Source organism: Paenibacillus sp. NMA1017 (assembly GCF_058895805.1).
Map to the genome: position 1 here is coordinate 134,819 of NZ_JBZXYR010000012.1, position 11,635 is coordinate 146,453.

An 11,635-nucleotide genomic window follows, 5' to 3' on the forward strand; every position below is an offset into this window, starting at 1 on the left:
CGGGTTGAATTAGGGAAATGGCGTCTCTGCTGAAGAGGCGTCTTTTTTGTATCCAATTAAAGAAAAATTATTCCTTCTAAATTTATTTTATTGAAAAAACGTTCCTTCTATAGCGGTATTTCTGCTATAATTTGCCTTAATCAACTAAGAACAAGGGGGTCACCATGTGACAAAGAAAGCGAAAGGCAGGTTACGGTTGCTTGTATCTATGCTGGCGCTGGTTGTACTGCTGAGCAGCTGCGGTGGTGGAGGATCAAAGTCGGAAAAGGTTGACGGAGGGAAAGTAACACTGCAATTTTGGACCATTGCACTACAACCTACATTTACCCCGTATTTCAATCGGGTGATTGCCGATTATGAGCAGAAGAACCCCAATGTCAAAATTGACTGGAAGGATTACCCTTATGACGCAGTAACCAACAAGCTGTTGACAAGTATCGCTAGCAACAGCAGTCCAGATGTAGTCAATCTCAATACAGAATTTGCTAGCCAAATGGGCTCCAAGGGTGCTGTTGTTGATATGAATGAGCATTTGTCGCCCGAGGAAAAGGCTGCTTATTTCGAGGGTATTTATAATTCCACTGTCATTAACGGTAAAGCTTATGCGCTACCCTGGTATACCGGCACAGAAGTGCTTTACATGAATACAAAGCTTGTCAAAGCCGCCGGATTGGACCCTGCTCATCCGCCCAAAACCCGGGAGGAATTGTCTGAATGGGGCCGTCAGGTCAATAGAAAAATTGGCAAAGCAGGCTATGCTCAGCAGCTTGTATCCAAGCTTTTCGCTGTGGACGGCATTCCTATTTTAAATAAAGAAAAGACAGCAGCGGCGTTCAATACACCAGAAGCAGTCACCATGATTGATAATCTAAAAAAACAGATGGAAGATGGCGTTGTACTCAAGGAAGACGCTGAATTCTCGCAACAAGTGAAATATTATGCCGGCGAGCAGGTTGCTTTCGAGCTGGCAGGCCCGACGTTCATCAATTTTATCAAAACGGCAGCGCCGGACGTTTATAAGAACACAATTGCTGTCCCTGTCCCAACCGGCAAAGCCGATGTGCGGCTCTCCAATTCCATGGACCTGGTCGTACCTGCTAAGTCTGCACATGTGGACGAAGCAGTGAAATTTGCTGTTTTCTTGACAAACGCAGAGAGTCAAACCGCTTTTTCTAAAGCGGCGAATACACTACCTTCCACGAAAGACTCCATTAAAGATCCATATTTTACCCAGTCTGACAAATCATTAGAAGCACAAGCCAAGGTAGTATCCGCGCAAAGCTTGGATAAGGCGACAGATTATATGGTCGGTGTGCCTAATGCCAAGGATGTGAACAGTGCCATCGCGCGAGCTTTGCAAAATATTGTATTGAACGGCACGGATACGAAGCAGACGCTTACTGCTCTGGAGCAGGAAGTGAACGATATTTTAAAGCAATAGGTTTGACTGGGGAGTAAGTGAATACTCCCCTGTTCATTTATCAAAATCAGGTGGTGATGCAGCATGATCAAATGGTTGAGGTCGGAGTCCTTTACGGCCTGGGCCTTTATGACGCCGGGACTGTTATTGCTTGCCGTCTTTGTATTTTGGCCTATTATTTACAGCATCCCGCTGGCATTGACGGACTACTCTGTCATATCAGATACCCATTTTGTCGGCTTGGATAATTTTGAAGCGGCGTTTAAGGACCGTAACTTTCTTATTTCGATTTGGAACTCATTGCTGTACGTGCTCATTGTCCCCTTTCTCCAAATTTTCTCCATCCTGATGGCCGTGCTTGTGAACAGCCGTATCCCGGGAATTAAAATATTTCGTACGACCTACTACATCCCTGTTGTGACTTCGATGGTAGCGGTAGCCTTAATTTGGAGCTGGCTGTTGGGCAATAACAGCGTAGTGAACTACTTGCTCATACAAGTCGGCTTGATTAGCAAAGACATACACTGGTTATCGGACAGCAATTTGGCCTTGTATGTACTGATGTTCATCACAATGTGGAAGGGACTCGGGTATTATATGATGCTCTATCTGGCTGGATTACAAAATATTCCTCAAGATCTGTACGAAGCCGCTAGAGTCGACGGTGCAAGCCGATGGCGTCTGATTGTCCATATTACTCTTCCACTGCTGAGACCCTACGTTCTGTTCTGTACCCTTATATCGCTCATGTCAGCTATTCGCGTATTTGATGAAGTATATGTACTAACCAAGGGTGGACCGGGAACGGCCACGTTGACATCCAGCTTGTATATTTTTCAAAAGGGGATGGAGCAGTTTAATTTTGGGTACGCTTCAGCACTTGGCTTAATTGTCGGTGCAATGATTGCCGTACTTAGTATTATCGTATTCCGATTCAATAGGAAAGGCGGTGTCAATCCCTATTGATGAATCCAAAGGATGACAAAATGGTACGCTCATCTCTTCCTAAAAAGGAAAGCAGCCGCATCATGCGCAGTCTTGCTCGAATGCTGAGAATGACGGTCATCTATGTGCTACTAGTGCTTCTCGCCCTCTTTTTAATGGGACCGTTCCTATGGCTGCTTAGTGTATCCCTCATGCCAGGCCGTAACATTTTTTCAACGCCGCCCGCTATTTTTCCGACTTTTATCGATTTCGACAACTATGTTCAGGTGTGGCAGTTCATGAATTTTCCAAAGTATATGCTGAATACGGTCATCATTACGGTGTTGGGCGTTGTGCTCAATGTGGTGCTCGCCAGTCTGACAGGATATCCCTTGGCTGTGTTTCGTTTTAAGGGCAAAAATCTGGTGTTTGTGCTGCTGATTGCCACGATGATTATTCCTTCCTACACCGCATTTATTGTGCATTATCTGACCATTCAAGGGCTTCATCTGGGCAATACATATTTAGGTGTAGTGTTGCCTGGGGCAGTCTCCGTGTTCAACATTTTTCTGATGCGACAGACGTTTATTCATATTCCCACCGATGTGCGTGATTCCGGTAAGATGGACGGCGCTTCGGAGTTTCGAATTTGGTGGCAGCTGGTGCTTCCGCTGGTCAAGCCGGCGCTGGCTGTAATTTCTCTGTTGGAGGCGATGTCGTTCTGGAACAGCTTTCTGTGGCCTATCGTTATTTTGAACGATACGGAGCTATATCCGCTGGCAGCTGCGCTCACATATCTCAACGGTCAATTTGCCTATAACTTCGGCTGGATTGCCGCAGGCACAATGATTTCGGTACTGCCGATCATTATATTATTCCTGTTTACACAGCGCTACTATATGGAAGGTTTGGCGGGAGCGGTAAAAGGATAGCCAGTAGTCACGGCAGCGAAGAGCCTGTGAATGGAAGGAGACGATTGCGATGGAACTGTCCGAAGGAATGGGGCCTTATTTGAGTGTAGGGCTAACACCTCAGGAGATTCAATATTATTTTCGTGATGTGTATGACAGCGGGGAAAGACTGGTTATCTCCGAACCGCGTCTGATCTGTGAGCTATCCTCTCGCTTTGCAATGAATCAGGAGTATGAAGGTGTGCTAGCCCCCGAGGGACCGATCAAGCTCATTGTACCTCCAGGACCGGGTGTACCGACTGAAACACGGGGAAGCGTGCAGTTGGTGCTCGAATATGACGGAACGCTTGCTGCAGATGGATATCGGTTGGACATTCAGAAGGGCGGGCGGATTGAAATCCATGCTTCCAATAAAAGAGGACTCAAATACGGCATGGATGCCCTGCATCTCCTGCTTCAAGTGGAACAGGAGCGATGTACTCTGCCGGTGGTGTCTATTCGGGATGAGCCTTCCTTCCCGGTCAGAGGAATTATTGAGGGCTTCTATGGGAAACCGTGGAGTTTCGCGGATCGGCTGGATGCCGTCCGTTTTATGGCTACACATCGGATGAACACATTCATGTATGCCCCCAAGGACGATCCATATCATCGTGAGCTATGGAGAGAGCCGTACCCTGAGGATACGTTTGCCCAGATTTGTGAATTGAGGGAAGCCTGCGAACGGCATGAGATTGATTTTCATTATTGTATCAGTCCAGGGAACGACCTGAGCTTTGGCAGTGATGAAGATTTCTTTAAATTGACTGAAAAGCTGGCGGCCGTGATTGCGATTGGCGTACGTCATTTTTCTGTGTTAATGGATGACATTGACTACGTACTCAAAGGGGAAAATCGACATTTGCTGGGCCGCTCGGGTCACGCTCATGTCTTTTTGACGAACAAGGTTCACACATGGCTGGCTGAACGGCTGCCTGAGTTTACCCTGACGGTCTGTCCTTCGGAATATTGGTCGTATTGGGATACCGAATACAAAAAGGATTTCCGTGAGCGGCTGCATCCGGAGATTAAGGTGTTCTGGACGGGGTACTTTGTTTTTGCTCCACAGATTAGTCGCCAGCATGCCGCCGATAATCATGCATTCTTTGGACATGAGCTATGGCTGTGGGATAACATCCCGGTGAATGATTGTGACCATGATCGGTTATTCCTTGATCCGCTGCGCGGACGGTATTCCGGGCTACCAGACTGCGGGCATACCGGTATAGTGGCCAACCCGATGAATCAGTGGGAATGCTCCAAAGTGACGCTCATTACGATGTCCCACTTTATGTGGAACAGTGAACGGTATATGCCTGAGCTATCTTGGGAATGGGCTGCGCGGGAGTTAGCGGGAGAGCGTGCGGATGAACTGATGTTTTTTTGTCGTCAAAACAGGAACAGCAGACTAGGCGGCAACACGTATGAGGACGTGGACCTTGCTTTGAAAATGCGCGATATCCCTGCGCTGGATATGTACTTTGAGCGGCTGCTTCAGGCCGTGAGCGTCCTACGGAGCGTGCCTGTCGGTGATCCGGCGGCAGGATTCGTGTCCCAGGCCGCACCGTGGCTGGAACGTGCCGAGCTGGATGTGGGCCTATGGCAGGTGTTGCGTCAAGCTGCGCTCAGCAGCGAGCAACAGGACGATGCACAGTCGGGGGAGAGCAGCACGCCGAGGGAAGCAGTTGACGAGCACGAGCCGTCGCCTCTGACAGACGAAATCGTAGGAGAACTGCGACGCGGTATCACTGCTTGCTTAGAAGCGGAGGCTCGGCTGGGTAGCAATCCGGCGATCCGTGCTGCTGCGCAGTGGGGTTATGTCGATCAAGACGAACAAGGCAAATATCGGCTGATCTTGTGAGTATTTGCGATGGATTAGGCAACCAAGGCAGCATAGCTGCCCTGAAAATAATCATTTGCCGTTAGGATAACGGTAATTTTCAGGAGAGGTGGAACGTATGGTGAAGCCAAAAACCCGATTACTTTTTATACCGCTGGATGAGCGGCCCTGTAATTATCAATTTCCTTATTTACTGGCACAGGGCACAGACTTGGAAATGGAGCGGCCCCCATTAGAATGGATGGGACAAAAGAAAACCCCTGGCGATACGACCAGACTATGGGCATGGCTCGAAGAACGCGCGGCGGCGGCTGATGGAGCCATTGTTGCGATGGATACGTTGCTGTACGGAGGAATCGTACCTTCTCGACTACACAGTATGTCGAGCGAGCAGGTCAGAGATAGAGTGAATCGGCTTCGCAGGCTAAAGCAACTATATCCGCAACTGACTCTGTATGCATTTCAACTGATTATGCGTTGTCCACAATACTCTTTGGCTGATGAAGAACCGGATTACTATGCCGATTGGGGTCGTGAGATATTCCGAAAGGGCTTCATTGAGCATCGTCAGGAGCTAGGGATCGCTACCGCAGAAGAGTTGCTCGAATTAGCTGATATCAACGAGCGTCTGCCGATGGAAATACTGGATGATTACCTGGGGCGTCGCCATGTGAATTTGGAGGCTAATGAAGTTGCACTGGATCTCGTAGCAGAAGGTATCATTAATTTTATGATCATCCCACAGGATGATTCGGCTCCCTACGGCTATACCGCCAAGGATCAGCAGCGGCTAAGAAGCCGTATTTCTGAGCTTGGGCTTGATTTGAATGTATACATGTACCCGGGGGCAGATGAAGTGGGTTGTACGTTGCTGGCTCGTTGGGTTAACAAGATGAATAATGTAGTCCCACTGGTGTATCCCCGATTGTCTGCTTTGCAGGGGGCATTCGTAGTTCCGCTTTTTGAAGATCGTTATTTTTACGAAACCTTAAAATATCAGATTATGGCGGCAGGTGGGTTGATAGCTTCCTCAGCAGCGGAGGCTGATTTGATTTTGTTGGCTAATACACCCGGTGACACGATGGCAGAGGCTTCATCCCAGCAACGTGCCATGACCGGATATGATGTACAACGGAATGTAGTAGAGCTGGTTGAGTACGGTTCTTATATGCTGCAATATGCAGGTCAAAATGTTGCAGTTGCTGATGTGGGCTACGCCAACGGCGCAGATCTCAAGCTAATTAGACTATTGAAGAAAAAAGGAATGCTTTTTAAGCTCGCAGGTTATGCAGGCTGGAATACCAGTTCTAACACGCTGGGCACCGTCATTGCCCAGTCTATGCTGTATACCCACTATGGCTCTACAGAGGAACATTTGGATTTTCTGTCGCTGCGCTACGCCGAGGATGCCTGTTATTGCGCTGTGGTACGTACGGCTATGAATAACGGGATTGTGGAGCAGATGGGTTTTACCAAGTTTATGCTCGATGGACCAAGAGGCTCAGTGGCTGCGGTTATTCGCGGACGGCTGGAGCAGGCACTCAATGATTATGTGAATGGGCCGGAAGGCCGTGTGGAAATTACAGATTGCTACATGCCGTGGAACCGCACCTTTGAAGTCGGATTGACCGTACGGCATCATGCCGAGAAGAGAGGGTGATTCCTATGGGAATGGAAGGTGTATTATCCAAAGTTCAGCACGGACTGATCGTATCCTGTCAGGCGCTACCAGGCGAACCGTTGCATGGAGCAGATTCTATGGTCAAAATGGCGCGTGCCGCACAGCAGGGTGGAGCTGTAGCGATTCGCGCCAATGGCGCATCGGATGTACGTGCGATTAAACAGGCGATTTCTCTACCAGTGATTGGCTTGATTAAGCGGGATTATGATGATTCTGATATTTATATTACGCCTACCCTTCGTGAAATGGAGGAACTGGTGAAGGCAGGCGCGGATATCATTGCGCTGGATGCCACATTACGACCGCGCCCAGCGGGATGCAAGCTGAAGAGGCTCATAGATTATGCCCATGAGCAGGGAGTCACTTCCATGGCAGACATATCGACACTGGAGGAGGCGCTTCATGCGGCCTCCCTTGGCGCAGACTGCGTTTCCACCACGTTATCCGGGTATACGCCGTACTCTGCTCAGATTGAGGGTCCTGATCTGGAGCTGGTTCGGAGAGCGTCGGAACTGGTTCCCGTTCCTTTAATTGCAGAGGGCAAAATTTATGATCCAGCGCAGGTTGAGGAAGCATTCCGAATGGGAGCACATGCAGTGGTTGTAGGCTCGGCGATTACCAGACCTCAATTGATTACGCAGCGGTTTGCCGATGCCGCAAGGAAGGCAGTGAAATGCATCTATGGAGATGAACGACCGAATTAAAACGTATTATCCTTCATTAACGAAATCGGAGCAGAAAGTTGCCTTGTGCGTACTGGAGCATCCCGCAGACATCATATATTTCTCTGTGACGGAGCTGGCGGATTTTGCAGGTACAGGCGAAACGACCGTCATGCGCTTTTGCCGGAAGATTGGTTTTAAAGGTTATCAGGATTTCCGACTTTCCCTAGCGCAAAGCCAGACTTATCGTAAAACCGATATGGGCGAGGAGAACACCGACCCAGACGACGAACAAGATATTACGCGTACGGTGTATCACAACATGCTCGATATTTTGCACTCCAGTATGGGACTGCTGGACCATTCAGAGCTTGGTCGTGCGATTGCGTGCCTCGATCAAGCGGGCTATGTCCAATTTTTCGGCGTAGGTGCTTCGGGGATTTCCGCGCAGGACGCTAAAAACCGTTTCTTACGGATCGGGCGCCGCGCCGAGGCCGTAGCAGACGGACACATTCAGTCGATGATGGCGGTGTCCATGAACCCGGGTGATGTCGCTATCGGCATCAGTGTATCAGGAAGTACGCTGGATACGAACGATATGCTGCGCAAAGCCAAGCAAAACGGTGCAACTGTTATCGCAATTACGAATTATGCGAAATCACCCATTACCTCCATTGCAGATATCGTGTTGCTGACCGCAGGCAAGGAAGCGCCGATAGAAGGTGGTTCAATCGGCGCTAAAATCTCACAACTATTCGTGATTGACCTCATCTGCGAAGGGCTTGCTCGCAAGCACACGAATCACACCAAACAGATGAAGGAAAAAACAGCGAGAGCCGTAATTGAACGAAGCTATTGAGATTTTTCAGTTATGAATTGAAAACTGTGCGCCTTCGACAGGTTCAATGACTTGTGTTTGTGGTGCTTATGAGTGGCTATTTCATGTATTGCTATTAATAGAAGGTTTGTACAAAGAGTTAGTAAGCTTTTATGTGGGCAACAAGGAGGTTGGTGTGGTGGCAGCTGCTGTGAACAGAGTCATAGGGATCGACATTGGGGGCACATCGGTGAAGGCCGCCATAGTGGCACGGGACGGATCGGTGCTTGATGAAATCCGGCTGGATACGGACGCTTCTCGTGGACGTGAATGGGTGTTGTCGCGGGTGTCAGAGTCTGTGTTTGGACTGTTGCGTTCTTTTGGAGATACCAGCCTCGGTGCCCATATAGATGTAGGTGCTCTAGGCATTGCTACTGCTGGCAGAGTGAATGTGGAGAGCGGCGAAGTTGTGTATGCCACAGATAACCTACCTGGCTGGCAAGGTACATCCTTAGTAACGTGGGCTAGAGAAAAACTGGCTTTACGAGCGGTTGCTGATAATGATGCGAACGCCGCTTTACTTGGAGAAGCGTGGCAGGGAGCGGGGAAGGGCAAGCGACGCTTGGTGATGCTCACGTTGGGAACAGGTGTCGGAGGTGCATTTATGGAAAATGGCCTCTTGTGCAGAGGGACTCATTGGAGCGGCGGTGATTGGGGACACAGTATTCTATTCCCCGGAGGACACCCCTGCAATTGCGGAAAAAAAGGGTGCACCGAACAATATGTATCGGGGAGCGCCTTGTTACGTCGAGGTAGGGAACAGGTCGGTAAATTGTACCGCTCGGGAAACGAGATTGTGAAAGAGGCCGCTCACGGTAACCAGGGAGCAATCCAGGTATTGGATCATTACACCGCAGATTTAGCTGTGATTCTAACTAACATCTCGGTGACTCTTGATCCTGAGGCGATCATTGTAGGTGGAGGAGTAGCGGACGCGGGAGAGGTCTGGTGGCCCATGTTGGAAAAGCATCTGCACCAACTTGGAGTTCAAACGGAAGTAAGCCGGGCAATGTTAGGCAATCGCGCTGGAATCATCGGTGCTGCACGGCTTGCTTTCGATATGATCGAGTCCTAGTACAAGAATGAAAGGGGTACGACCATGACGCAAAAACGGCTTGATACCGACATTGTTGTGATTGGCGGAGGTCTGGGAGGGACATCGGCAGCTCTTGCGGCGGCGAAGGCTGGCATGAGGGTCATCGTGACGGAAGAGACGGACTGGTTAGGGGGACAGTTAACTTCACAGGCGGTTCCCCCAGATGAGCATCGATGGATCGAACAATTTGGCTGCACAGCAACATACCGTGAGTTCCGTAATCGTGTACGTGACTATTACCGTCAGAACTATCCGTTAACCGAAGAAGCTCGAAATAATCCCATTCTCAACCCTGGAAACGGCTGGGTAAGCCGTCTGGCCCATGAACCACGGGTAGCTCTGCGGGTGCTTGAAGATATGCTCGCTCCTTATTTGAATACGGGGCGCGTTCAAGTACATTATCACACCGTGCCTATTGCCGTTCAGACGGATGGGGACTGTATTACTTCTGTAACTGTCCGTACCTCGAATAGCGCTGATCATAAGTATGGATTTAGAGAGCTGCACGGAACGTTTTATCTGGATGCGACAGAATGTGGTGATCTCCTTCCAATGGCGGGCGTGGAGCATACGAGTGGAGCGGAGTCGCGGGCTGCTACGGGTGAACCTCATGCACTGGAGTGTGCTAACCTTTTTGATATGCAATCTATCACACATGTGGCTGCCGTCGACTATATTCCTCGGGAAAGCTTCATTATAGAGCGGCCGCAACATTATGATTTCTGGAGCAATTATATTCCTTCCTTTTCCCGTTTTCCGATTTTGAGCTGGTATGCTACAGACGCGGATGATACCAGCAAGCTAAAACAGTTCACATTGTTTCCTAACGATCAGGGCATTGTATCCTTATGGGATTATCGTCGTATTGTTGATCCCTCGATATGGAGCGAATCGCTAAATGATGGCGAGGTAACTCTTTTAAACTGGGCGCAAAATGATTATTACCTAGGGCCATTGATCGGTGTCACCGCTCAGGAGCAGGCGAAACATCGAGAAAGAGCGCGTGAGTTGACTCGTTCATTAATATATTGGCTTCAAACCGAAGCGCCCCGGTTAGATGGAGGGTTCGGCTATCCGGGAATTCGACCACGGGGTGATATTCTCGGCACATCTGACGGTCTGGCTAAAACGGCTTATATTCGCGAGTCACGCCGAATTCAGGCCAAGTATATGATATCTGAGTTTGATGTAAGTCGTGAGCTTCGGGGAGAAGAGGGACCCAAACGGTATACAGACAGTGTAGGTGTAGGTAGCTATCATTTGGATCTTCATCCAACTACGGTATCTCAGCGAACATTCTACATCCCTAACTATCCTTATGAAATTCCATTGGGCTCACTTATTCCGGTGAGAGTGCGTAATTTGCTTCCTGCCTGCAAAAATATAGGGATGACCCAAATAGCCAATGGCTGCTATCGATTGCATCCTACAGAATGGAATATAGGAGAATCAGCGGGAAGCCTAGCGGCTTACTGCGTCTCCAACGAAGTATATCCCATTGAAGTGAGCCGATCAGCAGAGCATCTTGGATGTTTTCAAAACGTTCTTCTTCGCCAAGGTGTGGAACTGCACTGGCCTGCAGAGGTATTCGAGCCAGAGGGAGTCATCAGCTAATGAAGGGGCAACTAGCCCCTTGCCTGATTTAAATGAGCTGAAAGATGTGTGGATTTATGCTGAAATAAAAAAACGAAAAAATTGCTTGCTAAGTTGCTTGGATTTATGATATATTATTTGAGCTGACAACAAAACAGCAGTTTCAAAAGCGAAAAGCTTGGGTGAAATAATCTTCAAAAAAGAAAAAATAACCCTTGCATTTTTGAAACGAACATGATATGATCTTATAGCTGCTGAAAAACGCAGCGAAAGAGAAATGTTTGATCTTTGAAAACTGAACAACGAGTGAGTAAATTGATTTTGCTTGCAAAATCAAACAAGAGATATTTTTATCTCGTCAGTTTCAAAATGAGCTTATCGCTCTTTCTATAAACCAACTTCGGTTGGTCTTTAATGGAGAGTTTGATCCTGGCTCAGGACGAACGCTGGCGGCGTGCCTAATACATGCAAGTCGAGCGGGGTTACTTAGAAGCTTGCTTCTAAATAACCTAGCGGCGGACGGGTGAGTAACACGTAGGCAACCTGCCCACAAGACAGGGATAACTACCGGAAACGGTAGCTAATACCCGATACA

The 11,635-nt window shown here is 48.7% G+C and carries 9 protein-coding genes and 1 rRNA gene; all 10 read left to right on the plus strand.

Annotation, left to right across the window (positions count from 1 at the left end):
- Positions 1-166: 166 nt before the first annotated feature.
- Positions 167-1,441, plus strand: a complete 1,275-nt coding sequence (locus tag AC5ELV_RS22595; RefSeq protein ID WP_493431963.1) for an ABC transporter substrate-binding protein — start codon at positions 167-169, stop codon at positions 1,439-1,441.
- A 63-nt stretch (positions 1,442-1,504) separates the two neighbouring features.
- A complete protein-coding gene (locus tag AC5ELV_RS22600) occupies positions 1,505-2,386 on the plus strand; it encodes a carbohydrate ABC transporter permease (protein WP_493431964.1) in 882 nt (293 codons plus the stop codon).
- Positions 2,386-3,276 carry a carbohydrate ABC transporter permease gene (locus tag AC5ELV_RS22605; protein WP_493431973.1) on the plus strand — a complete coding sequence of 297 codons (891 nt, stop codon included), beginning with the start codon at positions 2,386-2,388 and terminating at the stop codon, positions 3,274-3,276. The genes AC5ELV_RS22600 and AC5ELV_RS22605 overlap by 1 nt, the downstream gene beginning before the upstream one ends.
- 49 nt (positions 3,277-3,325) lie before the next feature.
- Positions 3,326-5,152 carry a protein O-GlcNAcase gene (locus AC5ELV_RS22610; protein WP_493431965.1) on the plus strand — a complete coding sequence of 609 codons (1,827 nt, stop codon included), beginning with the start codon at positions 3,326-3,328 and terminating at the stop codon, positions 5,150-5,152.
- A gap of 97 nt (positions 5,153-5,249) precedes the next feature.
- Positions 5,250-6,791, plus strand: coding sequence for a DUF4127 family protein (locus AC5ELV_RS22615; protein WP_493431966.1), 1,542 nt, complete (start codon positions 5,250-5,252; stop codon positions 6,789-6,791).
- Between the two features lie 5 nt (positions 6,792-6,796).
- A complete protein-coding gene (locus AC5ELV_RS22620; protein ID WP_493431967.1) occupies positions 6,797-7,516 on the plus strand; it encodes an N-acetylmannosamine-6-phosphate 2-epimerase in 720 nt (239 codons plus the stop codon).
- Positions 7,494-8,333 carry a MurR/RpiR family transcriptional regulator gene (locus AC5ELV_RS22625; RefSeq protein ID WP_342427786.1) on the plus strand — a complete coding sequence of 280 codons (840 nt, stop codon included), beginning with the start codon at positions 7,494-7,496 and terminating at the stop codon, positions 8,331-8,333. Before AC5ELV_RS22620 ends, AC5ELV_RS22625 begins: the two co-directional genes overlap by 23 nt.
- Positions 8,334-8,490: 157 nt before the next feature.
- Positions 8,491-9,426 (plus strand): ROK family protein, encoded by a 936-nt coding sequence (locus tag AC5ELV_RS22630; RefSeq protein ID WP_493431968.1) that lies wholly within the window; start codon positions 8,491-8,493, stop codon positions 9,424-9,426.
- 24 nt (positions 9,427-9,450) lie between these two features.
- Positions 9,451-11,061, plus strand: coding sequence for an FAD-dependent oxidoreductase (locus tag AC5ELV_RS22635; RefSeq protein WP_493431969.1), 1,611 nt, complete (start codon positions 9,451-9,453; stop codon positions 11,059-11,061).
- A gap of 390 nt (positions 11,062-11,451) precedes the next feature.
- A 16S ribosomal RNA gene (locus tag AC5ELV_RS22640) occupies positions 11,452-11,635 on the plus strand; the annotation flags it as partial.

Excerpts from the sequence above, each read along its gene's own strand:
- AC5ELV_RS22600 (WP_493431964.1), top strand. The coding sequence starts at position 1,505 with ATGATCAAATGGTTGAGGTCGGAGTCCTTTACGGCCTGGGCCTTTATG.
- AC5ELV_RS22605 (WP_493431973.1), top strand. The coding sequence starts at position 2,386 with ATGAATCCAAAGGATGACAAAATGGTACGCTCATCTCTTCCTAAAAAG.
- AC5ELV_RS22610 (WP_493431965.1), top strand. The coding sequence starts at position 3,326 with ATGGAACTGTCCGAAGGAATGGGGCCTTATTTGAGTGTAGGGCTAACA.
- AC5ELV_RS22615 (WP_493431966.1), top strand. The coding sequence starts at position 5,250 with ATGGTGAAGCCAAAAACCCGATTACTTTTTATACCGCTGGATGAGCGG.
- AC5ELV_RS22620 (WP_493431967.1), top strand. The coding sequence starts at position 6,797 with ATGGGAATGGAAGGTGTATTATCCAAAGTTCAGCACGGACTGATCGTA.
- AC5ELV_RS22625 (WP_342427786.1), top strand. The coding sequence starts at position 7,494 with ATGGAGATGAACGACCGAATTAAAACGTATTATCCTTCATTAACGAAA.
- AC5ELV_RS22635 (WP_493431969.1), top strand. The coding sequence starts at position 9,451 with ATGACGCAAAAACGGCTTGATACCGACATTGTTGTGATTGGCGGAGGT.